At 70.3% G+C, this 26,281-nt stretch carries 20 protein-coding genes; 12 read left to right on the forward strand and 8 right to left on the reverse strand.

The genetic code is table 11. The annotated features are described in order from the left end of the window. Nucleotides 1-20 precede the first annotated feature (20 nt). The 3 genes from mmsB to chvE all read right to left on the reverse strand — a co-directional run bounded on the left by mmsB (nucleotide 21) and on the right by chvE (nucleotide 3,972). The gene (gene mmsB / locus ITJ69_RS04385; protein ID WP_111086259.1) at nucleotides 21-1,202 is read right to left on the reverse strand and encodes a multiple monosaccharide ABC transporter permease; all 1,182 of its coding nucleotides are present in this window, start codon (nucleotides 1,200-1,202) and stop codon (nucleotides 21-23) included. Continuing rightward, nucleotides 1,189-2,739 carry a multiple monosaccharide ABC transporter ATP-binding protein gene (mmsA, locus tag ITJ69_RS04390; protein WP_194672109.1) on the reverse strand — a complete coding sequence of 517 codons (1,551 nt, stop codon included), beginning with the start codon at nucleotides 2,737-2,739 and terminating at the stop codon, nucleotides 1,189-1,191. Before mmsA ends, mmsB begins: the two co-directional genes overlap by 14 nt. 102 nt (nucleotides 2,740-2,841) lie before the next feature. Continuing rightward, nucleotides 2,842-3,972, reverse strand: coding sequence for a multiple monosaccharide ABC transporter substrate-binding protein (gene chvE, locus ITJ69_RS04395; protein ID WP_111086261.1), 1,131 nt, complete (start codon nucleotides 3,970-3,972; stop codon nucleotides 2,842-2,844). Nucleotides 3,973-4,153: 181 nt separating this feature from the next. Between chvE and ITJ69_RS04400 the strand changes: the two genes are divergently transcribed. Beyond that, entirely contained in the window at nucleotides 4,154-5,203 is a 1,050-nt protein-coding gene (locus ITJ69_RS04400; RefSeq protein WP_123938481.1) for a substrate-binding domain-containing protein, read from the forward strand. A 210-nt stretch (nucleotides 5,204-5,413) separates the two neighbouring features. Here ITJ69_RS04400 and ITJ69_RS04405 read toward each other — a convergent pair whose 3' ends face one another. The 4 genes from ITJ69_RS04405 to ITJ69_RS04420 are packed head-to-tail and all read right to left on the reverse strand — an operon-like array spanning nucleotide 5,414 to nucleotide 10,707. Then, nucleotides 5,414-6,367: a carbohydrate ABC transporter permease gene (locus ITJ69_RS04405; RefSeq protein ID WP_159572352.1), complete on the reverse strand. Its 954-nt coding sequence runs from the start codon at nucleotides 6,365-6,367 to the stop codon at nucleotides 5,414-5,416. Nucleotides 6,368-6,370: 3 nt separating this feature from the next. Beyond that, nucleotides 6,371-7,339: a carbohydrate ABC transporter permease gene (locus tag ITJ69_RS04410; RefSeq protein WP_123938482.1), complete on the reverse strand. Its 969-nt coding sequence runs from the start codon at nucleotides 7,337-7,339 to the stop codon at nucleotides 6,371-6,373. A 58-nt stretch (nucleotides 7,340-7,397) separates the two neighbouring features. After that, entirely contained in the window at nucleotides 7,398-8,705 is a 1,308-nt protein-coding gene (locus ITJ69_RS04415; protein ID WP_194672110.1) for an ABC transporter substrate-binding protein, read from the reverse strand. A 4-nt stretch (nucleotides 8,706-8,709) separates the two neighbouring features. Then, a complete protein-coding gene (locus ITJ69_RS04420; RefSeq protein WP_194672111.1) occupies nucleotides 8,710-10,707 on the reverse strand; it encodes a glycoside hydrolase family 127 protein in 1,998 nt (665 codons plus the stop codon). Nucleotides 10,708-10,879: 172 nt separating this feature from the next. Here ITJ69_RS04420 and ITJ69_RS04425 point away from each other — a divergent pair, with 172 nt between their 5' ends. From ITJ69_RS04425 to ITJ69_RS04475, 11 genes are all read left to right on the forward strand, one after another. After that, nucleotides 10,880-11,893: a LacI family DNA-binding transcriptional regulator gene (locus ITJ69_RS04425; RefSeq protein ID WP_194672112.1), complete on the forward strand. Its 1,014-nt coding sequence runs from the start codon at nucleotides 10,880-10,882 to the stop codon at nucleotides 11,891-11,893. Between the two features lie 599 nt (nucleotides 11,894-12,492). Then, nucleotides 12,493-14,184: a xylulokinase gene (locus tag ITJ69_RS04430; protein WP_194672113.1), complete on the forward strand. Its 1,692-nt coding sequence runs from the start codon at nucleotides 12,493-12,495 to the stop codon at nucleotides 14,182-14,184. Then, on the forward strand, nucleotides 14,181-14,939 hold the full coding sequence (locus ITJ69_RS04435) for an L-ribulose-5-phosphate 4-epimerase (RefSeq protein ID WP_228504864.1): 759 nt from the start codon (nucleotides 14,181-14,183) through the stop codon (nucleotides 14,937-14,939). The genes ITJ69_RS04430 and ITJ69_RS04435 overlap by 4 nt, the downstream gene beginning before the upstream one ends. Further along, nucleotides 14,936-16,465, forward strand: a complete 1,530-nt coding sequence (gene araA / locus ITJ69_RS04440; protein ID WP_194672114.1) for an L-arabinose isomerase — start codon at nucleotides 14,936-14,938, stop codon at nucleotides 16,463-16,465. Before ITJ69_RS04435 ends, araA begins: the two co-directional genes overlap by 4 nt. A 26-nt stretch (nucleotides 16,466-16,491) precedes the next feature. Continuing rightward, nucleotides 16,492-17,757 (forward strand): D-arabinono-1,4-lactone oxidase, encoded by a 1,266-nt coding sequence (locus ITJ69_RS04445; RefSeq protein WP_323742975.1) that lies wholly within the window; start codon nucleotides 16,492-16,494, stop codon nucleotides 17,755-17,757. Nucleotides 17,758-17,845: 88 nt separating this feature from the next. Further along, nucleotides 17,846-18,310: a DUF2510 domain-containing protein gene (locus ITJ69_RS04450; RefSeq protein WP_131879525.1), complete on the forward strand. Its 465-nt coding sequence runs from the start codon at nucleotides 17,846-17,848 to the stop codon at nucleotides 18,308-18,310. A gap of 505 nt (nucleotides 18,311-18,815) precedes the next feature. Next, on the forward strand, nucleotides 18,816-19,739 hold the full coding sequence (locus tag ITJ69_RS04455) for a cation-transporting ATPase (protein ID WP_131879522.1): 924 nt from the start codon (nucleotides 18,816-18,818) through the stop codon (nucleotides 19,737-19,739). A 217-nt stretch (nucleotides 19,740-19,956) separates the two neighbouring features. Beyond that, on the forward strand, nucleotides 19,957-21,621 hold the full coding sequence (locus ITJ69_RS04460; protein ID WP_165901369.1) for an ABC transporter substrate-binding protein: 1,665 nt from the start codon (nucleotides 19,957-19,959) through the stop codon (nucleotides 21,619-21,621). Beyond that, entirely contained in the window at nucleotides 21,618-23,366 is a 1,749-nt protein-coding gene (locus ITJ69_RS04465; protein ID WP_194672116.1) for a dipeptide ABC transporter ATP-binding protein, read from the forward strand. The genes ITJ69_RS04460 and ITJ69_RS04465 overlap by 4 nt, the downstream gene beginning before the upstream one ends. Then, on the forward strand, nucleotides 23,363-24,298 hold the full coding sequence (locus ITJ69_RS04470; protein WP_131921535.1) for an ABC transporter permease: 936 nt from the start codon (nucleotides 23,363-23,365) through the stop codon (nucleotides 24,296-24,298). Before ITJ69_RS04465 ends, ITJ69_RS04470 begins: the two co-directional genes overlap by 4 nt. Next, nucleotides 24,295-25,293 (forward strand): ABC transporter permease, encoded by a 999-nt coding sequence (locus ITJ69_RS04475; RefSeq protein ID WP_123672464.1) that lies wholly within the window; start codon nucleotides 24,295-24,297, stop codon nucleotides 25,291-25,293. Before ITJ69_RS04470 ends, ITJ69_RS04475 begins: the two co-directional genes overlap by 4 nt. A 1-nt stretch (nucleotide 25,294) precedes the next feature. Here ITJ69_RS04475 and ITJ69_RS04480 read toward each other — a convergent pair whose 3' ends face one another. After that, on the reverse strand, nucleotides 25,295-26,272 hold the full coding sequence (locus ITJ69_RS04480) for a squalene cyclase (RefSeq protein ID WP_194672117.1): 978 nt from the start codon (nucleotides 26,270-26,272) through the stop codon (nucleotides 25,295-25,297). Nucleotides 26,273-26,281 lie beyond the last annotated feature (9 nt).

Genomic DNA, 26,281 nt, shown 5'->3' on the forward strand with positions numbered 1-26,281 from the left:
GAACGCGACCGCGGACGCCCCTACTTGCGCGCGGCAGCCGCCCGACGCTTGTTGAACACGTCGAACGCGACGGCGGCGAGCAGGACCAAGCCCTTGATGAGCGACTGGTACTCGGTGCCGACGCCGAGGATCGACATACCGTTGTTGAGCAGACCGATGATGAGACCACCGACGATGGCGCCGGGGACCGTGCCGATGCCGCCGGTGACCGCTGCGCCACCGATGAACACCGCGGCGATGGCGTCGAGTTCGAAGCCGTTGCCCGCACCGGGTGCCGCCAGGTTGAGCTGACCGGTGAAGACCACGCCGGCCAGGGCCGAGATGACCCCCATGTTGACGAAGAGCATGAACGTGACGCGCTTCGTCTTCACGCCGGACAGCTGCGCGGCCAGGGCGTTGCCGCCGATGGCGTAGACGTGGCGGCCGAACACCGCGCTCCGCATGATGACCGAGTAGATCACCACGAGTGCGCCGAGGATGACGAGCACGATCGGGGTGCCGTTGTAGCTCGCGAGCAGCAGGGCCACGTAGACGACCAGCACGACGCCGAAGACGAGCTTCACGATGAACCAGGCGAACGGTTCGCTCTCGAGCTGGTACTTGCGGCGGGTGGCCCGGCCGCGGAACGCCGTGACGGCCATGACGGCCGCGGCGGCGAAGCCGAGGATCATCGTGAGCGGCTCGTACCCGGTGGTGCCGAACGACGGCAGGAAGCCGGAGCCGAGGGCACGGAACCCGTCCGGGAACGGCGAGATCTGCTGGTTGTGCAGCACGATCTGCGCCGCACCGCGGAAGGCGAGCATGCCGGCCAGGGTGACGATGAACGCCGGGATCCCGAAGTAGGCGATCCAGAACCCCTGCCAGGCGCCGACGAGCGCTCCGACGACGAGGCAGAGCACGACGGCGATCGGCCACGGGATGTGCCACTGCGTGATCATCACGCCGGCCATGGCGCCGGTGAAGGCGACGACCGACCCGACGGACAGGTCGATGTGCCCGGCGATGATGACCATCACCATGCCGATGGCGAGGATGAGGATGTAGCTGTTCTGGACGATCAGGTTCGAGACGTTGATCGGGGCCAGGGTGATGCCGTTGGTCGTCACCTGGAAGAAGACGACGATGACGATCAGCGCGATGAACAGGCCGATCTGTCGGAGCTGCCCGGTGAGGTAGCCGGCGGCGGACTTAAGCGCGTTCATTGACAGGGGTCTCCCGTTCCTGGGTCATGTACTGCATGAGGACCTCTGGGGAGGCCTCGGAGCGGGGCACATCGGCGGTGATGGTGCCCTCGGAGAGTGTGTAGATGCGGTCGCAGATGCCGAGGAGCTCCGGGAGCTCCGAGGAGATCACGATGACCCCCTTGCCCTGGTCCGCGAGGCTGTTGATGATCGTGTAGATCTCGTACTTCGCACCGACGTCGATGCCGCGGGTCGGCTCGTCGAGGATGAGCACGTCCGGGTCGGTGTACATCCACTTCGACAGGACGACCTTCTGCTGGTTGCCGCCGGAGAGCTTGCCCGTGATGACGTCGACGTTCGGCGCCTTGATGTTGAGGTTCTTCAGGAACTGCCCGGCGACCGTGGTCTCCTCGGACGCGTTCACGAAGCCCCAGCTGGCGAGCTTGCCGAGCGCCGACCCGGAGATGTTCCGTTTGATGTCGTCGATCAGGTTCAGGCCGTAGCGCTTGCGGTCCTCGGTGACGTACGCGATGCCGTGGTCGATCGCCTGCGACACCGTGTGGGTCTTGATCGGTTCGCCGCGCTTGTAGACGGTGCCGCTGATGCCGGATCCGTACGACCGGCCGAACACGCTCATCGCGAGTTCGGTCCGCCCGGCGCCCATGAGTCCGGCGATGCCGACGATCTCGCCGGCGCGCACGTTCAGGTCGACCTGGTGGATGATCTCGCGCGACCCGTCGAGCGGGTGGTGGACCGTCCAGTCCTCGATCCGCAGGAGTTCCTCGCCGATCTTCGGCTCGTGCTCGGGGTACCGGTTCGACAGGTCGCGGCCGACCATCCCGCGGATGATGCGGTCCTCGGAGACGTCGTCGGCGTGCATGTCGAGCGTCTCGATGGTCTTGCCGTCGCGGATGATCGTGACCTTGTCGGCGATCGCCTTGATCTCGTTGAGCTTGTGGCTGATGATGATCGCCGTCATGCCCTCGGCCTGCAGCGAGCGGATGAGCTCGAGCAGGTGCGCGGAGTCGTCGTCGTTCAGGGCAGCGGTGGGCTCGTCGAGGATGAGGAGCTTGACCTTCTTCGACAGCGCCTTCGCGATCTCGACGAGCTGCTGCTTGCCGACACCGATGTCCACGATCTTCGTGACCGGGTTGTCCTTGAGGCCGACGCGCTGCAGGAGCTCGGCGGCTGCCAGGTTCGTCTTGTTCCAGTCGATGAAGCCGCCCTTGGACCGCTCGTTGCCGAGGAAGATGTTCTCGGCGATCGACAGGAACGGGCTCAGCGCGAGCTCCTGGTGGATGATGACGACGCCAGCGGCTTCGGAGTCGTTGATGTTCGCGAACGAGACAGGTGCGCCGTCGAGCAGGATCTCGCCCTCGAAGGAGCCGTGCGGGTAGACGCCCGACAACACCTTCATGAGGGTCGACTTGCCGGCGCCGTTCTCGCCGCAGATGGCGTGGACCTGTCCACGCTCGACCTCGATCGAGACGCCCTGCAGGGCCTTCACGCCGGGGAACGTCTTGGTGATGTCACGCATCTCGAGGATCGTGTCCGTCACGTCGACCGCCTTCCGTGGTGCGCGCCGTGGCGCGCGGATGGGGCGGACGGGAGGCACGGGGCGGGGTCGACCCGTGCCTCCTGTCCGACAGGTGGGTTGCGACTACTTCAGGTCGGCTTCGGTGTAGTAACCCGAGTCGACGAGGACTTCCTTGTAGTTGTCCTTGGTGACGACCGTCGGCTGGAACAGGAAGGTCGGGACGACCTTGACCTTGTTGTCGTAGCTCTTCGTGTCGTTGACCTCGGGCTTGTCACCGGTGAGCAGGTCCTCGGCCATGGTGACCGACTGCTTGGCGAGCTTGCGGGTGTCCTTGTAGATGGTCGAGTACTGCTGACCGGCGATGATCGACTTGACCGAGGCCGCCTCGGCGTCCTGGCCCGTCACGATCGGCAGCGGACGGTCGCTGGTGCCGTAGCCGGCACCCTGCAGCGCCGAGATGATCCCGATCGAGATGCCGTCGTACGGCGAGAGCACGCCGTCGAGCGTGGTGCCGCCCGAGTACGACTTCGCGACCAGGTTCTGCATGCGGGCCTTGGCGGTCGCCGGGTCCCACTGCTGCGTGGCGGCCTGCGAGAGCTGGTCCTGACCGGACTGGATCTTCAGCGTGCCGTCCTCGAGGTACGGCTTGAGGGTCTTCATGGCGCCGTTGAAGAAGAAGCTGGCGTTGTTGTCGTCGAGCGAGCCGGCGAAGACCTCGATGTTGAACGGGCCCTTCTCGCCGGTCTTCTCGCCCTTGTCGTCGAGGACGCCGAGGCCGGTGAGCAGGCTGGTCGCCTGGTCGACGCCGACCTTCTCGTTGTCGAACGACACGTAGTAGTCGACGTTCTTGTTGCCCGTCAGCAGGCGGTCGTAGGAGATCACCTTGATGCCGGCCTTGGCGGCGGCGTCGAGCTGGTCGGAGAGGGCTCCGCCGTCGATCGACGCGATGATGAGGACCTTCGCGCCCTTCGTGATCATGTTGCTGACCTGCTGGGCCTGCTGCTGGACCTTGTTGTCGCCGTACTCGAGGTCGACCTTGTAACCGGCCTTCTCGAGGTCGCTCTTGACGGCGTCGCCGTCCTTGATCCAGCGTTCCGAGACCTTGGTCGGCATGGCGACGCCGACGAGGGCGCCCTTGTTGTCGTTGCTGCTGCCGCCGCCGTCGGTGGACGCGCGGCCACCGGCCGAGCAGCCGGCGAGTGCGATCGCGATGCCGAGGGCTGCAACGCCCGCGATGATCCTGCGCTTCGTCATCGAAGTACCTCTGTTCCTCTCGCGTCGTCCTCGACGCGCTCAGGTGCCGGGGCTGCTGTGCCCCGAGGGATGTGCTCGTGTGAGCGCTCACATACTGGGGCTTTCGTAACGGGGTGTCAACTCGACCTGACCGTTTCGCGATCTTGCCGCGCGGGCCGGACTGCGCGGTACGGTTGGCCTCGTGACGACCACGACCGCCCCAGGGGGCACGGGCGGCAAACGCCGGAAGGCTCCGACGATCTTCGACGTCGCCGAGCGCGCGGGCGTCTCCCACCAGACCGTCTCGCGCGTCATCAACGGCGACCCGACGGTCCGCGACGCCTTCCGCACGCAGGTCACCGACGCCGTCCACGACCTCGGCTACCGGCCCCGCGCCGCCGCCCGCGCACTCGCCGGGGGGCGGAGCCGCGCGCTCGGCATCATCACCGCCGGCGACGCGCTGTACGGTCCGTCGAGCACCGCGATCGGCTTCGAACGCGCAGCCCGGTCGGCCGGGTACCACGTGCTGCTCTCCACCCTGCCCGAGGAACCGACGCCGTCCGACCTGTCCGGTGCACTCACGACGCTGCTCGCGCAGGACGTCGCCGCGATCGTGCTCGTCGCCGCGGACAACCGGGTGCTCGACGCCCTCGGGTCGCTCACCGTGCCGGTCACCGTGCCGGTCGTCGTGTCGAACGCCGTGCAGCGCGACGCCGTGCGGACCCCGGCGGCGTCGACCGTCGCCGCGGTCGCGATCGACCAGGCAGCGGGGACGTCGCTCGTGATGGAACACCTGTTCGCGCGCGGGCACCGGCGGATCGTGCACATCGCCGGACCACCGGTGTCGCAGGAGTCCGAGGTGCGCCGTGCCACGTACGTCCGGATCATGCAGGACGCCGGCCTCGAGCCCGTCGTGCTCGACGGCGACTGGACCCCGGGGAGCGGGTTCGCGGCCGCACGGCACATCGACGTGACGGCCGTCGACGCGGTGTTCGCCGGCAACGACCAGATGGCGCTCGGGGTGCTCCACGCCTTCGCCGACGAGGGCCTGCGCGTGCCCGACGACATCGCGGTGGTCGGGTTCGACGACGTCCCCGAGGCCGCGCACTTCACCCCGCCGCTGACCACCGTGCGGCAGGACTTCCGGGCGATGGGGGAGCGGGTGCTCGACACCGTGCGGGCCCTGGTCGAGGGCGAGCCGCGCGACGAGACGCTGCTGGCGCCCGAGCTCGTGGTGCGCCGGTCGGCGTAGAGCGCACGGTGCGGGGTTCTCCGGCCGGGGCGACGTTCTGCCGTGCGCGGGGCAGCGGCGCACGGTGCCGCCTTGCCCATCCGGTGCGAGGTTGGTCGCTCGGTGCGGCGCTACAGCCCCTCACCGAGCGAGCAACCTCGCACCGGCCGGGCAGGGGCGCACGGTGCGGGGCCGTGTCAACCTCGCACCGACCCGAGGCCGACCCGACCGTCAGCCCTTCAGGGCGCCCGACGACAGGCCTGCGACGTAGAACCGCTGCAGCCCGACGTAGAGCGCGATGCACGGGATCATCGCCACGACCGACCCGGCGACGAGGTTGCCGTACGACACCTGGCCGTACGCCCCGGTCTGCAGGTTGAGCAGCGCCACCGGCAGCGTGTAGAGCGAGTCCTTCGTCAGGAACGTCAGCGCCCCGAGGAACTCGGTCCACGACGCCAGGAACGCGTACAGCGCAGCGGTCGCGGCCCCGGGCAGCAGGAGCGGGCGCAGCACCGACACGACGACCCGGAAGCGTGAGGCCCCGTCGACGAACGCCGAGTCCTCGAGCTCGGTCGGGATCGACTCGAACGCGTTCCGCATCACGAACACCCCGAACGGCAGGTTCACCGTCGTGTAGAACAGCACGAGCCCGAGCAGCGAGTTCGTGAGTTTCATGGCGTTCATCTCGAGGTACAGCGGGGTGAGGATCGCCTGGAACGGCACCATCATCGTCAGCAGCACCAGACCGAACACGATGCCCGACCCGCGAAACTGGAAGCGGGCGAACCCGTACCCGGCCATCGTGGCGATCACGGCGGTCAGCACCGCGGTGGCGATCGACACGATCAACGAGTTGAACACGCCGGTCAGCAGGTGCGACGACGAACTGAAGACGGCCGCGAAGTTCTGCCAGCCGAGCTGGAAGAAGGTCGCGGGGTCGGCGGCCTGCGTGATGACGGCCTCGGACTGGAACGCCCGCAGGATCGACCACAGCAGTGGGACACCGAAGACGAGCACCGACCCGACGCCGGCGATCACGTACAGGGTGCGCTTGACGGCGGTGTCGCGGGGGTGCCGGACGCTGCCCTGGTGGTGTCGTCGACGGCGTCCGTCGCCGGTGGTGGTCAGCGTGCGGGTGGACAGGTCCGGCGCCGCGAGGCCGGCACGGGAGGTCGTGGTGCTCATGGCTCAGTCCTTCTCTCGCAGTGCCCAGAACTGGAACACCGTGACGGCGGCGATGACGACGACCAGGGCGATCGACTCGGCGGTCGCGGCGCCGAGCTGCAGGTTGACGAAGCCACGGTTGTAGATCGCGTTGACGATCGTCGTGGTCTCGGTCCCCGGCCCGCCCTGGGTCAGGATGTAGAACTGGTTGAACGCGAGCAGCGAGCCGATCACCGAGATGATGGCGCTGAGGGCGATGGTCGACCGGATCATCGGCAGGGTGATGAGCCGTTCGGTCTGCCACCAGGACGCGCCCTCGAGCTGCGCCGACTCGTACACCTCGTCGGGGATGCCCTGCATGGCCGACATCAGCAGCACCATCGTCAGGCCGGACACCGCCCAGACCACGAGCACGCAGATGAGCAGCGTGGCGAGGGGGCCGTTGACGAGCCAGGCGGTGCTGCCGTCGGTGATGCCGAGCCAGCGGAGCACCATGTTGACGGCTCCGGAGTTCGGCTGCGCCTCGAGCACGAGCATGAACGACAGCGTCGTCAGGCCGACGACGTACGGCAGGAAGAACACCGTCCGCAGCAGGGTGCTGCCCCGTCGCCGCGCCCGGATGAGCACCGCCAAGAAGTAGCCGAGCACCAGGATCGGCACCGTCACGATCGCGGTGTACAGCAGCGTGTACCCGATGGCGTGCACGAACGTCGGGTCCTGGAACAGCGTCAGGTAGTTCTGCAGCCCGATGAACCGGTACGGGCCGATCAGGGGCCAGTTCGTGAACGAGATGTAGAGCGCGAACACGAGCGGGGCGAGGACGAACACCGCGACGAAGACGATCGCCGGGGTGACGAGCACGGCGCCGGCGCGCGGCGGGTGCGTGAGCGACCCGCGGGACGGACCCGAGCGACCCTGGCGGCCCGGGCGGCCGGCGCCGCGGCCGACGGTGGGGCGGCCGGCGCCGGTCCGTCGGTTGGAGATGGTGGTCATGTCTGCACCTCTCTGTGCAACGAGCGAACGAACGAGCGAACAGGCGAGCGAGCGACGGTCAGGCCTGGACCTGGTCGAGGATGCGGGTGTAGTCCGCCTGCGCCGTCTTCATCGCGGCAGCGGTGCCCGAGCCGAACACGGCCTCGCGGAACATCGCGAAGTACGGTGACGACGGCTGGTTGTTGAGCAGGTTGTACGCCAGGGTCTGCGGCGCGTAGCCCTTGTCGATGGCGTCGAGCGGGCCGAACGCCAACGGGAACCGCTTGCGGTACTCGGGCGTCGCGGCGTCCGAGCGGGTGGGGAAGTAGCCGCCGTCGGGCAGGGCCTGCTGTTGCTGCAGGCCGTTCGCGTACTGCATGAACGCCCAGCCGCCGGACGGGTTCGCCGCCCCGTTCGGGATGCACATGTTGTCGCCGCCGTCGAAGAACGACCGCTGGCCGTCCCACGACGGGATGAGCACCGTCTGCATCTTCGCCCGCATGGCCTTGGTGGCCGCGGGCACGGTGGCGCCGTACGAGGTCGGGAAGATCCCGACCTTGCCGGCCCGGAAGTCCGCGCCCCACGTGGTGCCGGCGTCCGAGTACGTCGCCTTCGACAGCGCGCCGTCCTTCCAGAGCTGCCGGTAGAACTCGAGCATCCGTTCCAGGGCCTCGTTGCCGGTGATGTTCGCCGTCTGGGAGCCGACCTCGCCGGACATCATGTCGACACCCGTTGCCCAGACGTGCGGCTGGGTGACGAAGCCGATGATGCCGGCGGCGTTGCCGGAGATCGACCACCCGTAGACGTCATCGTCGAGCTTCCGGATGGCCTTCGCCGCGTCGAGCAGCGTGGAGAGGTCCTTCGTCGACTCCTCGACGTCGAGCCCGGCCCGGTCGAACAGTTCGGTGTTGACGAACAGCTGCGAGTTGTCCGCCAGGTAGGGCAGCCCGTAGTACCGGTCGCGGTACTCGAGCAGCCGCAGGTGCCCCGGCGAGATCGCGTCGAAGTAGTCGAGGCCCTTGACGACGTCGGTCAGGTCGGCGAACGCCTCGCGGAAGATGAACAGCTGCGAGTTGATGTCGTCGATGTCCACGACGTCCGGCGGCTCACCGCCGCGGATGGCCGTCGCGAGCTTCGTCACGTACTGACCGTCCGGCACCGGGGTCAGCTCGACCTGCAGCTTCGGGTTCGCCTTGTTGAACCCGGCCACGGCCGAGGTCAGTCCGGCCTGGGTCGCGGACCGGCACCAGACGTGCACGGTGCCGGTCGCGTCCTTCCCGAAGCTCGCCACCTCCGCGTCGACCTTGGGCAGGGTGCCGGAGCACCCTGCCAGGGCGAGTGCTGCGCCGCCGGCGACACCGCCGACCAGGAACGCTCTGCGGTCCATCACGTCACCGCGCCAGCGGGAGCCACACGCGCATCGGCGCAGCCCCGCGGTTCGCCCAGGCGTAGTAGGGAACCGCGGTCGCGGTGACGGCCGGGAGGTCCGTGGTGGCGCCCTGCGAGCCGGCCGCGTCGTCGACGCTGGTCGCGTCCACGGCGTGATCCGCGCCTCCAGACCGGGTCGCGTCCAGCCGCTGGTACGGCCACGATGCCTGCTCGTGTCCGGCCGGGGCGTGTCCGGGCACGCGCAGCGTGACGATGCCGTCGAGCAGGTCGTCGCGACGTTCCTCGGTGATCGGTGCGACCGCGTCGACCGTCAGGTCGTCGACCGTGAAGCCCTGCTGGTCCGCCTGCTCCACCGCGTACACGAGGGGGCCGCGCTCGATGGCGACCTGACCGCGGGCGGCGTCGATGCGGGTGTCGGCCACGTACCGGTGCGGCGTCGTGTCGAAGACGAGCTCGACGGTGTCCCCGGCGGTCCAGTGCCGGTCGACGACGTGCAGCGTGCCCGGCTCCGGGTGCGCCGTACCGTCCGGTCCCTGCACCGTCGTCGTGTCCGACCAGACCGGGATCCGCAGGCCGAGGGCGAGCGGGCCGTCCTCGGTGACCGTGACGACCACGTGGCCGTCGTGCGGGTACCCGGTCTCGACCGACACCGGCCCGAGGTCCGCCGTCGCGTACTGGTGGATCTGCAGGCCGCCGTCGGTCGCGGTCGCCAGGTAGCCGTCCAGGCTCGCGAACGTGCGCATGATGTTGGGCGGGCAGCAGGCGCAGTCGAACCAGCCGCGGCGCCCGTGAGCGGGGGAGCGGTTCTCGTCCTGGTGCGCGTGGTCCCGCTGCTGCAGCGGGTTCACGTAGAAGTACTCGGTGCCCGCCAGGCTCACGCCGGCCAGGAACGCGTTGTACAGCAGGCGCTCGATCGCGTCGGCGTAGACCGGCTTGCCGGTGGCGAGCAGCAGGCGCCACGCCCACTGCACACCGCCGATGGCCGCGCAGGTCTCGGCGTAGCCACGGTCGGTCGGCAGCTCGTAGGGGTCGCCGAACGCCTCCCAGTCCCAGCGCGCCCCGAGTCCGCCGGTGATGAACGCCTTCGTGGCCATCATGTCCGCGAACTGCGTCTCGCTCGCGGCCAGCAGCTCGGTGTCGCCGGTCTCGATCGCGACGTCGACGGCGCCGGCTGCCAGGTACACGGCGCGGACGGCGTGGCCCTCGACGGTCGTGGCCTGTCGGCTCGGCACGCGGTCGGAGAAGTACGTCGGCTCGCCGCCGGCGCGCTCGATGATGCCCGTGCCGCGGGCGTCGACGAACCAGTGCGCCAGGTCGAGGTACTCACGGTTGCCGGTCTCGCGGTACAGCTCGACCAGCCCCATCTCGACGACGGGGTGGCCGTCGACGTCGCGGGTCTTCGGCGTGCCGTCCGGGGCGGTGCCGTCGCCGAACGTGCGGACCAGGTGGTCGGCGTTCTTGATCGCGACCTCGAGCAGGCCGGTGTCGCCCGTCGCACGGTGCTGCGCCACGGCCGCCTGGTACAGGTGGCCGGCGCAGTACATCTCGTGGCTCCACTTGAGGTCCGTGTACCGCTCGCCCTTCCCACGGATCTGCTGCACGGAGTCGAGGTAGCCGTCGTCGGCCTGCGCCTGGGCGTACAGGGCGGTGACCTCGCGCTGCAGGTCGAGCAGGTCCTCGGACGGGGCGCGGCCGTACTCCCACGCCACCGCCTCGAGCCACTTCGTCACGTCCGAGTCCATGAAGATCGGGCCGGTGGCCTCGCCCTCCTCGAGCCCGGCGGCGATGCGCAGGTTCCGGAAGTTGCCGGCGGTCTCGAGCAGGGCGTACCCGCCGCGGACCGCGTCACGGCCGTTGCGCTCCTGCCGGAGTGCCCAGAAGCCGCCGGTGATCCGGGCGTCGCCCGTCGGCAGGGGCCGAAGCGTGAGGTGCGCGTCGGCGGTCGGGAGGACCGGGGTCGCGGTGTGCGCACGGCTGTCGGTCGCGAGCGTGGTGGTCATGTCGCCTCCTTGCGATGTGACTGGGACCGTCCCGGAGCCGCCGTTCGTGCAGCGCTCCGGAAAACGGTTTCTGCGGTGGACGTTACGACACTGGTCTTCGCCGCGCAAGAGCAGTGCTGAGTTTTCTGCGTATGCTCATCGTCACGTCCCGCGATCCGGAAAGGAACTTGCCGTGACCCTCGAGCGCACCGGTGCCGACCGCAGCACGCAACCCGTCCGGATCACCGACGTCGCCGCGCTCGCCGGGGTGTCGATCGGCACGGCGTCGAAGGCGCTCAACGGCACCGGACAGCTCCGCGACTCCACCCGGGCACGGGTCAAGGACGCCGCCGAGAAGCTCGGGTTCGTCGGCGACGCCCGGGCCCGTGCGCTGTCCTCCGGTCGGACCTACACGGTCGGCATGATCACCACCGACTCCTTCGGTCGGTTCTCGATCCCGGTGCTCCTCGGCGCCGAGGACGCCCTGTCCGCCGGGCAGATGGCGGTCCTGCTCTGCGACACCCGCGACGACCACGTCCGCGAGGCCCACTACCTCCGCTCGCTCGCAGCCCGCGGAGTCGACGGCATCATCGTGACCGGACGCTCCGCCGACCCGCGACCGCCGATCGACGTGGCGATCCCGGTCGTGTACGCGTTCACGCCGTCGACCTCGGCCGACGACGTGTCGATCACCCTCGACGACTCCGCCGGGTCCGCGCTCGTCGCCTCGCACGTGCTGACGCTCGGGCGGCAGCGGGTCGCCGTCGTCACCGGGCCCGCGCGCCACCGTTCCGCCGAACGTCGCGTGGCGGGAGCGGCCTCCGTGCTCGGGTCACGACTGGTCACGCCGCCGTTGTTCGGCGAGTGGTCGGAGCGGTGGGGGCGACAGGCCGTCGACGTGCTCGCGCGGCAGTCGCCCGACGTCGACGCGATCGTGTGCGGCAGCGACCAGATCGCCCGCGGCGTGTGCGATCGGCTGCGGGAGCTCGGGCGATCGGTCCCCGAGGACGTCGCCGTCACCGGGTACGACGACTGGGACGTGATGGCGCTCGCCTCGAGGCCGCCGCTGACGACGGTGGACCTGCGGCTCGAGGAGCTCGGGCGCGTGGCCGGGCAGGCGTTGCTCGGTCTGATCGACGGCGGTGCGGCCGCCTCGGCGACGGTCACCCCGGCCCTCGTCATCCGCGAGAGCACCGCCGGCGCGTAGCCCGCCCCGCGCCGTCGCGCCGATGCCGGTGCCGATGCCGGTTCCGGTTCGCGTTGCGGTCTGCACTGAGCGGTCACGACACCCCGTTCCTCCATGCCCGAGTGGTCATGAACCGGCGCCCGGGGTGCCTCCAGCTGACAGTTCGTGACCGCGCCGCGGGGAGGCAGCGGGGTGTCGTGACCGCACCGGGCGCGGCCGTTCGGAGTGGCACGGTCCGGCGAGCCGGCATGCGCGGGTGAAGGGCGGTGGGTGGTCAGGACACGCGCGAGTGCGGGGCGGTGGGTGGTCAGGACACGCGCGAGTGCGGGGCGGTGGGTGGTCGGGACGTGCGCGGGTGCGGGGCGCCGATGGATCGCACGTCGTCGTCGCCCTCGTTCGTCGCACGGTCACGACCTGTCGTGCGTAGGACGTCGACCGGTCAGGAACGGTCGGCTGTAGTTGCTCCGGACGACAGTTCGTGACCGGCCGGGAGAACTGAGCGGGGTGTCTCGACTGGTGGGGTAGGCGAGAAGGGCGGCGCGCGCGGACGTTGCGAGAGTGAGCGCTCACGTGCCAGGATGTGAGCGCTCACGGAGGACGACGGAGTTCTGGAGGAACGCATGGGCGACGACCCCACCCAGCAGGTCGCGAACGGCCGCACGACACTCGGGATCGAGCTCGGCTCCACCCGCATCAAGGCATGCCTGGTGGACGAGGACCTCGTCCCCATCGCCGCCGGCTCCCACGAGTGGGAGAACGAGTTCGTCGACGGCCGCTGGACCTACTCGCTCGACGCCGTCGAGACCGGCCTCCGGGCCGCGTACGCCGCGCTCGTCGCCGACGTCGAAGCGCAGTTCGGCGTGCGTCCGACCACGTTCCGCGCGGTCGGCGTGAGCGCGATGATGCACGGCTACCTGGCGTTCGACGCCGCAGGCGACCTGCTCGTGCCGTTCCGGACCTGGCGGAACACCTCGACCGGACCCGCAGCCGAACAGCTCAGCGAGGCACTGGCCTTCAACGTGCCGCTCCGCTGGTCGATCGCACACCTGTACCAGGCGGTCCTCGACGAGGAACCGCACGTGGCCGAGGTCGCCGGCATCACGACGCTCGCGGGCTACGTGCACCGACGACTCACCGGACGGAACGTGCTCGGCGTCGGGGATGCCTCCGGCGTGTTCCCGATCGAGGGCGGACCCGTCGACAGCGGCCCCGGAGACCCGGGCGCGAAGGACTTCGACCAGGCCATGCTCGCCACCGCGCAGGACCTGATCGGTGTGCGGGACCTGCGGTCCCTGCTGCCCGAGGTCCTCGTCGCCGGTGCCGAAGCCGGTGAGCTGACCCCTGAGGGCGCCGCGTGGCTCGACCCCACCGGCACGCTCGAACCCGGCGCGCCGCTCTGCCCGCCCGAGGGTGACGCCGGCACCGGCATGGTCGCGACGAACGCCGTCGCACCCCGCACCGGCAACGTCAGCGTCGGCACGAGCATCTTCGCGATGGTGGTCCTCGAGCACCCGCTGAGCACGCCGCACGAGGAACTCGACGTCGTGACCACCCCGGCGGGCGACGCCGTGGCGATGGTGCACTGCAACAACGGCGCCAGCGAGATCGCGAGCTGGGCGAAGGTCTTCGGACGGTTCGCCGAAGCGGCCGGGCAGCCCCTCGACGTCGACACCGTCTACGCGACACTGCTCACCGAATCGATCGCGGACAGCACCGACCCCGACGCCGGCGGCCTGCTCTCGTTCAACTACCTGGCCGGCGAACCCGTCACCCACGTCGAGGACGGCCGGCCCCTGCTGCTCCGCACCCCCGACGCCCGCTTCACCCTGGGCAACCTGGTTCGCTCCGAGGTACACGGCGCGTTCGCCACCCTGGCGATCGGCATGGACGTGCTGCACGGCGAGCGGGTGCAGGTCGACCGGATGACCGCGCACGGCGGGCTCTTCCGCACGCCCGGTGCCCCGCAGCGACTGCTCGCCGCGGCACTGCGAGTGCCGATCGCCCTCGAGGAGACCGCGGGCGAGGGCGGGGCCTGGGGCATCGCCGTCCTGGCCGCCTACCTCGAGCACACCGACCAACAGCTCGCCGACTTCCTGTCGGACACCGTGTTCGGCGGGGACGCCGTGCACGTGGCCGAGCCCGAGCCGGCCGACGTCGACGGCTTCCAGACCTACCTGGGCCGCTACCGGGCCGCACTGCCCGTGCAGGACGTGGCGGCGGCGGCGACCCGCCCCAGCGCGACCACGCGCCCGACCGAGCAGACCGACGGCGCCGACCCGCGCCTTCCGGCAGAGCAGGAAGCGACCCGATGACCGACGCGACCCAGCAGGACGCGACCCAGCAGAACGCGACCCAGCACGCCGACGCGACCGACCCGACCACGCGCCAGGCAGTGGCGACCACCCGGGAACGCGTCGCCCGCCTGCACGGCGAACTCGTCCGCTACGGCCTGGTGATCTGGACCGGCGGCAACGTCTCCGAGCGTGTGCCCGGCACCGACCTGTTCGTCATCAAGCCGAGCGGCGTCTCGAGCGACGACCTGACCCCCGAGAACCAGGTCGTCTGCACCCTCGACGGCGAGCCGGCCGACGGCTGGGGCAACGAGCACGGACCGAGCTCCGACACCGCCGCGCACGCCCACGTGTACCGGAACATGCCCGAGGTCGGCGGTGTCGTGCACACCCACTCGACGTACGCGACGGCGTGGGCCGCACGAGCGGAACCCATCCCGTGCGTGATCACCGCGATGGCCGACGAGTTCGGCGGGCCGATCCCGGTCGGCCCGTTCGCGATCATCGGCGACGACTCCATCGGCCACGGCATCGTCGAGACGCTGACCGGCCACCGATCCCGCGCGGTCCTCATGCAGAACCACGGCGTCTTCACGATCGGCAAGGACGCGAAGGACGCCGTCAAGGCCGCCGTGATGTGCGAGGACGTCGCCCGCACCGTGCACATCGCGAAGCAGGGCGGGGACGTGGTCCCGATCGCGCAAGCAGACATCGATCGACTCTTCGATCGCTACCAGAACGTCTACGGACAGAACCCCGAAGGAGCCATGCAATGACGCAGGAGACCACCGTCGACCCCCAGGCCACGCTCGACGGCTACGAGGTCTGGTTCCTCACCGGCTCCCAGGGGCTGTACGGCGAGGAGACGCTGCGCCAGGTGGAGGAGCAGAGCAAGGCCGTGCACGCCGAGCTGGCCGGCGCCCTGCCGGTCAAGCTCGTCTGGAAGCCGGTCCTGAAGGACGCCGACGGCATCCGGCGCGCCCTGATCGAGGCCAGCGCCGACGACAAGGTCATCGGCGTCACCACCTGGATGCACACCTTCAGCCCCGCGAAGATGTGGATCGGTGGCCTGCAGGCGCTGACGAAGCCGCTGCTGCACCTGCACACGCAGGCGAACGTCACGCTGCCGTGGGCGGACATCGACTTCGACTTCATGAACCTCAACCAGGCCGCGCACGGCGACCGTGAGTTCGGCTACGCGCTCGCACGCCTCGGTGTCCGACACGCCACCGCCGTCGGGCACGTCTCGGATCCCCGCGTCCAGCAGCGGGTGTCGAACTGGACCCGTGCCGCAGCCGGTGCCGCAGCAGTCCGTGAGCTGAAGCTCACCCGCTTCGGCGACAACATGCGCTACGTCGCCGTCACCGAGGGCGACAAGACCGAGGCCGAGATCGAGCTCGGCGTGCAGGTGAACACCTGGGCGGTGAACGAGCTGGCAGCGGCCGTGTCCGCCGCGTCGGACCACGAGATCGACGCGCTCGTGGCGACCTACGAGCGCGACTACGACGTGGACCCGTCACTCCGCAGCGCCGGCGGCGAACGACACGCGGCGCTCCGCGACGGCGCCGCCATCGAGATCGGCCTCCGCACCCTGCTCGCGCAGAACGGTTCCGCTGCCTTCACCACCAACTTCGAGGACCTCGGCACGCTCAAGCAGCTGCCCGGCCTCGCGGTCCAGCGCCTGATGGCGGACGGCTACGGCTTCGGCGCCGAGGGCGACTGGAAGACGGCCGTCCTGGTCCGGGCGATGAACGTCGCCGGCGCCGGACTGCCCGGTGGTGCGAGCCTGATGGAGGACTACACCTACGACCTCACGCCCGGGGCCGAGAAGATCCTCGGTGCCCACATGCTCGAGGTCTCGCCCACGCTCACCACCACGAAGCCGACGCTCGAGATCCACCCGCTCGGCATCGGCGGCAAGGACGACCCGGTCCGCCTGGTCTTCACCGCCGACTCCGGCGAGGCCGTGGTGGTCGCGCTCTCCGACACCCGCGACGGCTTCCGCTTGACCGCGAACGTCGTCGACGTCGTGCCGCCGACCGAAGCCCTGCCGAAGCTCCCCGTCGGCCGTGCCGTCTGGGAGCCGCGCCCGTCGTTCCCCGTCGCCGCCGAGGCCTGGCTCACCGCGGGCGCCGCCCACCACACCGTGATGACGACGGCCGTCGGTCTGCAGGTGGTCGAGGACCTGGCGACCATGGTCGGCACCGAGTTCCTGGTCATCGACGAGCACACCACCGCCCGCGGCTTCCGCGACGAGCTGCGTCTCCAGCAGACGTGGCACCGTCTCGACCGCGGCTTCTGAGGGACGCGGACCGTACGATGAGCGACGTGATCGCAGAGCAGCGCACGCGGACGAACTGGGCGGGCAACGTCACCTACCGGGCGTCCGGTCTGGCGCGTCCTTCGTCGGTGGCCGCGTTGCAGGAACTGGTCGCGTCGACCCCGCGCCTGACGGCGCTCGGCTCACGGCACTCCTTCAACACGATCGCCGACACCGACGCCGTGCAGGTGTCGTTGCAGGACCTGCCGCCGGTGCTCGACATCGACACGTCGCGTCGTGTGGTCCGTGTGGCCGCCGGCATGACGCACAGTCAGGTCGCGGCCGGTCTGGAGGCCCGTGGCTGGGCACTCGGGAACCTCGCGTCCCTGCCGCACATCTCCACGGCCGGGGCCGTCGCCACGGGCACGCACGGCTCCGGCGTCCGCAACCCGTCGCTCGCGCAGGCGGTGGTCGGGCTCGACGTCGTCCGCGCTTCCGGCGCGATCGAGCACGTCGATGTGTCCTCGCCGGACGGGGCCCTCGACGCCCACCGGGTGGCCATCGGTGCGCTCGGCGTCGTCACCACGGTGGAGCTCGCGATCGAGCCGACGTTCGAGGTCGCCACGACGGTGCACCTCGACCTGCCGTGGGACGCCGTCTCCGAGCACTTCGACCAGGTCATGTCCGACGCCTACTCGGTGTCGATGTTCACCTCGTTCGACGACCGCGGCGCCCGGCAGGTCTGGGTGAAGCACCGCGTGGACGAGCCCTCGCCCACCGTCGACCTCGTCGCCCTCGGAGCGCGGCGCGCCACCGGCCCCGTGCACCCGGGGGAGAACGACCCCGCCGGCGTCACCGAGCAGGGCGGCGTCCCCGGGCCGTGGGCCGAGCGGCTGCCGCACTTCCGGTCCTCGTTCACGCCGTCGACCGGTGCCGAGATCCAGGCCGAGTACTTGATCCCGGCAGCGTCGGCAGTGTCCGCGCTCGAGGCCCTCCGCCCGCTCGAATCGGTGTTCGCGCCGATCCTCATCGCCGCCGAGATCCGCACGATCGCATCCGACACCGCCTGGCTCGCGCCGTCGTCCGGTCGGCAGTCGGTCGGCATCCACTTCACCTTCCGCCGGGACGCCGCTGCCGTGGCGGCCGCGGTGACGCGGATCGAGGAAGCGCTCGCGCCCTTCGACCCGCGGCCGCACTGGGGCAAGGTGTCCGGCGTGAGCGTCGAGCGCCTGCACGAGGCGTACCCGCGGCTGTCGGACTTCGCCGCGGTCGCCCGCGACGTCGACCCCACGGGCCGGTTCCGCAACGCGTACCTGGCGCGCGTCCTGTCCTGACGGGGCGTGCCGCGTGGCACCACGACTGGGGCGTGCGCGTGACGACACCGGTTCCGTAGCCTCCTCGGAGGCAACGGAGGGGAGCACAGTGACGCTGCCGATCGCCGGGTGGTACCCGGACCCGCAAGATTCGAACCGCACACGGTGGTGGGACGGAGCACGCTGGGGAGCACTCGCACCCCAACCTGCTGCAGCTGTCCCCACGCCACAGTGGGAGCCGGCACCGCGTCCGCCCGCGCCGTCGGAGTACCGCGCGGCCGTCACCGAGCAACCGCTCCGAGGGAGGAAGGCCCGGATCGCCAAGGACCGGGCGACCCGTGCAGCGAATCCGTTCGGGTACGCCGGGCTGGTCCTCGCGCTGCTCGGGTTCATCGTCAACGTGTTCGCGATCCCCGGCATCCTGGGGATCGTCTTCGGCGCGATCGGTCTGGCACGCGCCGGGCAGCTCACCGGGCAACGGATCACCGGGTTCGGAGTATCACTCGCAGCGGTCATCCTCGGGTTGGCGGCGTCGGCTGCCTTCGTCGTGCGAGCGGCACAGCTGCTCGCGTGACGACAGGTGTCCCGCACCGTTGAGCGCGATGCGGGACACCCGGGTCCTCAGTCCCTGCGGGACAGGTCGATCAGGAGCCTGACCACGGTCACGAGCAAGCTCGCGATCCCCAGCCAGGGCACCCGACGCCTGGACCGATCATCGGTGTCGTTCGACATCGGTGACCTCCTGGTGTCGTCGCCGGCTGACACGAGGAGCTTCGACCAAGGGATGCGTCGCCGAGCGTGCTCGGCTACCATCGGTTCCGAGCGTTGGACTCGGGATGGTTGGTTCATCCCTTGGCTTTCCACTCGGAAGGCAAATCGAAGCCCGGAACTGTTGTCGCAGTCCCGGGCTTCGTGCTTTCGCCCGGATCGCGCTCCGGCGGTGGCGCGACCGGGTCAAGCCTACGACGAACTGTCCGGTGACATTCCGGTCGTTGCTCACAGCGGTTTCCCGCCGGATGTGCGGGCGACCCGCCGGTTCGTCGCTGGGAGCGCACATGTGCATCCACAAAGGTCGGGGGATGGCGAACTTCAACCGCATCCTCGGCATGGCCTCGAAGGTCATCGACAAGCAGCTCCAGAAGCGTGGGCAGGGGGACGGTGCGCCCGGCAACGGAGCGCAGCGCGCTGGCGGGACCGACTGGCGTGACGTCGTCCGCGGTGCAGCGGACCGGCTGACGGGCGACGACCGGAGCCAGCAGCAGCGGCCGCAGCAGCAGTACGGCCAGCCGCAGCAGCAGCAGTACGGCCAGCAGCAGTACGGGCAGGCGCCCCAGCAGCAGTACGGCCAGCAGCAGTACGGGCAGCCGCAGCAGCACGGCCCGGCCGACTCGGACAAGGTCGCACTCGCGAAGTACGACTACCTGCTCCGCACCTCGTCGCCGGACCAGCTCGAGCAGGTCCACCACGACGCCTTCGCCCGCCTCACCCCGGCGCAGCGGCAGCAGGTGCGCAACCGCCTGAACTCCGAACTCCCGCCGCACGAGCACCTGCGCGACGACTCGGCGGGCGGCATGGCCCGCGCGATGACCCGCGGCGAGGTCCGCCGTCCGGGCCTGATCCGCCGCGTCCTCGGCGGCTCGAGCAACGGCAACGGCAACGGCCGCGGGCGTGGTGGCGCCTTCGCCGGCGGTGCCGCGGTCGGCGCCGGCGCGATGGCGCTCGGCGGCATCGGTGTCGCGGTCGCCGGGGGAGCGGTGCTGAGCGCCGCCGCCGGGCCCGTGCTGGCCGAGGCCGCGAACCTCGGCGTCGACTTCGACGGCATCGCCTCCGGCATCGGCGACCTCGGACTGGCCGACCTCGGGGCCGACCTCGGCGGTGGCTTCGAGGGGATCGCGGGCGAGGGTGAGCAGCTCCTCGGCGGCCTCGGTGAGCAGGCGTCGGGCCTCGGCGAGCAGGCCTCGAACCTGGGCAACGACTTCCTCGGGGGCCTGTTCGACCGCTGACCCACGCCCCTCGGGTGGACTCGGTGCAGATCCATCGGGAATAGACGGACGTCGCGCGGCACTTGGATTGTTTCGTCGTGCGACGTCTGTCGCACGTGTGATTCGGACGGGCGACCGCCGCGGTGTCAGGATGGACGCCGCCCGGCGACCCGGTCCGTGCAACCACAGCGGCTGCAGCACGGTCGCCACCACCCTTCCCACGAGGAGCACCACCGTCATGAGACGCCCGAACCGCCTGACGATCACCGCGGCCGTCGCCGCAGCAGCAGCCCTGGTCCTGACCGGCTGCTCGGGTGGGAGCTCGTCCGACGACGGTGACGGCACGGCCAAGGGCGGCACGCTCAACATCCTGACGACGGCCACCGCGGTGCACCTCGACCCGGCGACGAGCCAGAACCTGAACATCACCACCTTGGGTCTGGTGCTCCGCCGGCTGACGGCGTGGGACGTCGAGCCCGGCAAGGCCGCCAAGGTGGTGCCGGACCTGGCGACGAACACCGGCGACTCGAGCGACGGCGGCAAGACCTGGACGTACCACCTGAAGGACGGGCTGAAGTTCCAGGACGGCACGCCGATCACCACGAAGGACATCAAGTGGGGCATCGAGCGCTCGTTCGCGCCGACCCTGACCGGTGGCCTGAGCTACCACAAGTCGCTCCTGGTCGGTGGCGAGGACTACAAGGGCCCGTTCGACGGCAAGACCCTCGACAGTATCGAGACGCCTGACGACTCGACCATCGTCTTCAAGCTCAACGCCGCGTACGGCGACTGGCCGTGGCTCGTGTCGATGCCGGCGTTCGCTCCGGTTCCCGACGGCGACGGCACGGACACGGGTGCGTACGACAGCAAGCCGGTCGCGTCCGGGCCGTACCAGGTGCAGTCGAACACCCAGGGCTCGCAGATCACCCTCGTCCGCAACAAGGAGTGGAGCGCGAAGACCGACGACGTCCGCACCGCCGGCCCGTCGAAGGTCGTCTTCAAGGAGAGCCAGGACCCGTCGACCGTCACGCAGACGCTGATCGCCGACAACGGTGACGCGAAGGACTCCTTCGGTGCGAGCTACCTGGGCGCAGCCGAGCTGAACCAGGTGCGGAGCAACCCCGCCGCCCAGGACCGCCTCGCCACGTCGAAGGCCGGCCCGATCAACTACATGGCGATCAACACGCAGAAGGGCTCGCTGAAGGACCTCAAGGTCCGTCAGGCCCTGCAGTACGCCGTCGACAAGAAGTCGTACCGGATCGCTGCGGGCGGCGCGCTCGCCGGTTCGTACGCCACGACCCTGATCACCCCGGGCATCGCGGGCCGCGAGGACTACGACCTGTACAAGCCCGGCGCGAACGGTGACGTCGCGAAGGCGAAGCAGCTCCTCAAGGACGCGGGCGTGTCCGACCTCAAGCTGACCCTGGCGACCCAGAACGACCCGACCTACCTCGCCCAGGCGCAGGCGCTGCAGTCCGGCCTCAAGCGCGCCGGCATCACCGTCACGCTGAAGCCGCTCGACGCGGACTCGTTCTACACCGCGACGACCGACGGCACCGACTTCGACCTGGCGCTGTTCAGCTGGCAGCCGGACTTCCCGAGCGCGAACGCCAACATCCAGCCGCTCTACGACTCGTCGCAGATCGGTGGCGGCGGCTACAACGTCTCGAAGTACAGCAACCCCGACGTGGACGCCCTGATCAAGAAGGCCAGCGCCACCGTCGACCAGCAGGACGCGCAGAAGCTGTGGGTCGAAGCGGACAAGAAGATCATGGCCGACGCGCCGATCGTCCCGCTGACCTACGCGAAGCAGTCGTTCCTGGCCGGTTCGAACGTGCAGAACTTCCAGATCGCGGACTTCCCGGCGTACCCGAACTACCTCAAGGTCTCGCTCGCGAAGTGAGTTCGCCGCTGCTCGAGGTCGAGGGGCTCCACGTCGCGTTCGGCGACGCGGAGCCCGTCGTCCGTGACGTCTCCTTCACCCTGACCCCCGGTCGTGTGCTCGCCCTCGTGGGGGAGTCCGGCTCCGGCAAGTCCGTCAGCGCCATGAGCGTGCTCGGCCTGCTGCCGCCCGAGGCGCGGGTCTCCGGCAGCGTCCGGTTCCGTGGCGAGGAGCTCGTCGGTGCCTCCGACGACACGCTCCGTGCCGTTCGCGGCGCCGGCATCGGCGTCGTGTTCCAGGAACCGATGAACTCGTTCACGCCGGTGCTGTCCATCGGCACGCAGGTCGCCGAGGCGATCCGGGCGCACCCGACGGACCTCGACCGTGCAGCGGTCTCCGTGCGCGTCGACGAGCTGCTGCGTGCCGCAGGCCTCACCGACCCCGAGCGCATCCGCAAGGCCTACCCGCACGAACTGTCCGGCGGGCAGTTGCAGCGCGCCATGATCGCGATGGCCCTGGCCGGGGACCCGGTCGCGCTGATCGCCGACGAGCCGACGACCGCGCTGGACGTCACGGTGCAGGCCGGGATCCTCGACCTGCTCCGCCGACTCGGTCGCGAGCGCTCCTTGGCCGTCCTGCTCATCACGCACGACATGGGTGTGGTGGCGGACGTCGCGGACGAGCTCCTGGTGATGCGCCGCGGCGACCCCGTCGAGCACGGGACGGTTGCGGAGGTCTTCGCACACCCGTCCGCCGACTACACGCGCGAGCTCCTCGCCGCCGTCCCATCCCTGGAGGGCCGTGGCGGCCCCGCCGACGCTGCTGCGGATGTCGAAGGGGACCCGTCCACTGCCCGGGCCGACGTGGCGGAGGCGAGCCGTTCCTCCCCCCACCGGCACGGCCGGCCAGCCGCTGGCGCGTCGGTCCGGAACCGGCGGCGTGGGCCCCGTCCGCTGGTCGCGCAGCTGCGCGACGTCGCCGTGCGGTACTCGCGCCGCGGAGGACCGACCGTGTCGGGCATCGACCTGGACCTGCGGGCCGGCGAGACCGTCGGGCTGGTCGGGGAGTCCGGGTCCGGCAAGTCGACCATCGGCCGTGCGCTGGCGGGCCTGGTGCCCGTCGTCGAGGGCTCGGTCGAGGTCGACGGCAGCGACCTGCGGACCGCCAGGGGGCGACGGCTCCGCGAGCTCCGCAGCCGCGTCGGCATCGTCTTCCAGGACCCGGCGTCGTCGCTCAACCCGCGGCAGACCATCGGCTGGAGCATCGCCGAGCCGTTGCTCGTGCACGGGACCGCCTCGGCGGCCGATCGTGCGGAACGCGTCCGTGAACTGCTGACCGCCGTGCAGCTCGACCCGTCGTGGGCCGAGCGGTTCCCGCACCAGCTCTCCGGCGGGCAGCGCCAGCGCGTCGCCGTCGCGCGGGCCTTGGCGCTCCGTCCGGCGCTCGTCATCGCCGACGAGCCCACCTCGGCACTCGATGTGACCGTGCAGGCGGCCGTGCTCGACCTGCTCGCGCAGCTGCAGGACGAGTTCGGGTTCGGCATGCTCCTCATCAGCCACGACCTCGCGGTCGTCCGGCAGCTCGCTGACGAGGTCGTCGTCCTGCACGACGGTCGCGTGGTCGAGCGGGGGACCACGGACGCCGTGCTCGACGACCCGCAGCAGGACTACACGCGCATGCTGCTCGCAGCGGCGCCCGTCGCCGATCCCGTGCGACAGGCGGCCCGCCGCGAAGCCTGGCGCGCCTGGGAAGGAGTGTCCTCGTGACCGCCAACGTCGTAGAGCGCCCTGTGGCCTCGTCCGGACGCACCACCGGCTTCCGCGCCGTGGTGCGCCGCATCCGGCAGGACCGCTGGGCCGTGACCTCGGCCGTCGTCATCGTGGTGTTCCTCGTGGTCGCCGTCGCGGCGCCGCTCATCAGTGCCGTCACCGGGCAGGACCCGTACGGGTACGACATCGACGCGCTCAACTCGTTCGGGGCACCGAAGGGCTTCGGCGGGGGGATCAGCGGCGAGCACTGGTTCGGCGTCGAGCCGCTGACCGGTCGCGACCTGTTCGCGATCGTGACGTACGGTGCCCGGACGTCGCTCGGCATCGGGCTCGCAGCGACCTTCCTGTCGATCGTCATCGGGGTGCTCGTCGGCGTCACCACCGGCTTCTTCGGCGGCTGGTACGACCGCGTGCTCTCCCGCGTGGTCGACGTGATCTTCGGCTTCCCGTCGCTCGTCTTCATGATCGCCCTGACCGCGATCGTGCCGACGTCGTTCCCGAAGCCCGTCCTGGTCGTGCTCGTCATCGGGTTCTTCGGCTGGCCGTCCGTCGCCCGCGTGGTCCGCGGCCAGACACTGTCGCTCGTCAGCCGGAACTACGTCGTCGCCTCCACCGCCATGGGCGCCGGCCGGTGGCACGTCATCCGCACCCAGCTGCTGCCGAACCTGGCGGCGACGATCACCGTCTACGCGACGATCTCGATCCCGTCGATGATCGGAGCCGAGGCCGCGCTGTCGTTCCTGGCGGTCGGCGTGACCCCGCCGACGCCGTCGTGGGGCCGCAGCATCGGCGACGCCGTCGGCTGGGTGCAGACCGACCCCATGTACCTCGTGTTCCCCGGAGTGGCACTGTTCCTCATCACCCTCGCGTTCAACGTGCTCGGCGACGCCCTGCGTGACGCCCTCGACCCGAGAGGAGCACGCCGATGAGCACCTTCCGCTTCATCGCGATCCGCGTCCTCGGTGCAGCCGTCGTGCTGCTCGTCGTCGCCGCGATCACCTACGCACTGTTCATGCTGCTGCCGACGAACCCCGCGAGGGCGATCTGCGACAAACCGTGCACGCCGGACCGGCTGCGCGAGGTGCAGGCGTTCCTGGGGACCGACAAGCCCTGGCTGGCGCAGTTCGGCGCCTACCTGGCGGGGATCTTCACCGGCCGCACGTTCGGCAGCGGCGCGTCCGTGATCACCTGCGCCGCACCGTGCTTCGGGTACTCGTTCCAGCTGCACGAGAGCGTCACCGACCTGATCCTGTCCCGCCTGCCCGTCACCGCGTCGATCGCCGTCGGTGCCGCCGTGCTGTGGCTCGTCGCCGGGGTGTTCGGCGGAGCCGTCTCGGCGCTCCGTCGCGGCACGTTCGTCGACCGGGCCGTGATGACCGTGGCGGTCGCCGGGGTCTCGTCGCCGGCGTACCTGATCGGGTTGCTCGGCATCCTGCTGTTCGGGTTCGTGCTCGGCATCCTGCCGACGAGCGGGTACGTCGCGTTCACCGACGACCCGGTCGGCTGGTTCACCCACCTGATCCTGCCGTGGTGCGTGCTCGCGTTCATCAGCGCCGCGATCTACGCGCGCCTGACCCGTGGCGAGATGCTCGAGTCGATGTCGCAGGACTTCGTGCGCACCGCTCGGGCCAAGGGGCTGCGCGAGCGACAGGTCGTCGTGCGGCACGGACTGCGTACCGCGATCCTGCCGGTGGTGACGCTGTTCGGGCTCGACCTCGGGTCGCTGCTCGGCGGTGCGGTCATCACCGAGAAGGTGTTCTCGATGCAGGGCCTCGGCGCGCTGCTCATCGACGCCGTGCACACCCTCGACCTGCAGGTCGTCGTGGGCTTCACGTTGTTCTCGGCGCTGTTGATCGTCACGGCGAACGTGATCGTCGACGTGGTCTACGCGTTCGTCGACCCGCGGGTGCGGCGCCGGGCGTAGCTCAGGCGGCGTCCCACCAGCGCAGCATGCGGGTGCCGTGGAGCGTGAGCCACTTCGACGGCTCGCCCTCGGGGACGTCGACCTCGAACCACTGCCGACCCGGCGGCCGCGTTCCCTGCGTCCACGTCCCGTCGTCGTTCCTGGCGGCACGGACGACCTCGATCGCCTCGGCCGCCCGGGCGTCCGGCGCGGTACCGTCCTGCAGCGCAGCAACCCGCAGGTGGTCGGTGACCCGGAGCGCCGAGTAGATCCAGCGCAGCGGGTACGCGAACCGGGTAGCCCACGGCCCGACGAGCTCGCCGTCGTGCTTCCGGAACAGCAGCCGTCGTTCGAGCAGGTACTCGGTGCCGCGGAGTCGAGCCGCTCGGAGTTCCGCTGCTCGGGGGTGGTTGCCGCCGGTCAGCTGCTCGTGCTGCAGGAGCCCCTCGATCACGTTGAGGGTCGAGTGGAACGACGACACGGTCGACCCCTCGATCCACTCGCAGTTCCAGCCGCCGTCGACGAGCTGGTGGTCGAGGAACCAGTCCGCCAGCTGCCCGACGTCGGCACCGAGCCAGGCGCCGTTCGCCAGGGTGAAGGCGTTGATGCAGCAGTCGACCTCGCCGCTCCAGTAGGGCAAGTCCTCGTACTCCCAGCGGCTGTTCGTCGCGAGCCGGGCGGCCGTGTCCCCGAGGACCGCGGAGTCGAGCCCCCAGTCGCGCAGGGCGTTCAGCGACCAGGTCGTCGCCGTGTAGGGCTGCCCGGGCTCGCCCGCCTCGGGACCGTCGAAGTCGAAGTCCGCCGGGAAGTACGCGCCGCCGGCCCACTGCCCGTCGGGGTCCTGGTGCGCGAGCATCGCCGCCCCGAGGCCCTCGGTCGCGACCCGTGCCCGGGTCTGCTGCCACACCGACGGCGGCGCACCGGTCAGGTCACGCTCGACCTGCCACCGGACCGCCGGGTCCGAGTCGAGCAGCCACTCGACCACCGCGTCGTCGCTCATGGCGCGGAG

Source organism: Curtobacterium sp. VKM Ac-2887 (genome assembly GCF_015350935.1).
Lineage (GTDB): Bacteria > Actinomycetota > Actinomycetes > Actinomycetales > Microbacteriaceae > Curtobacterium.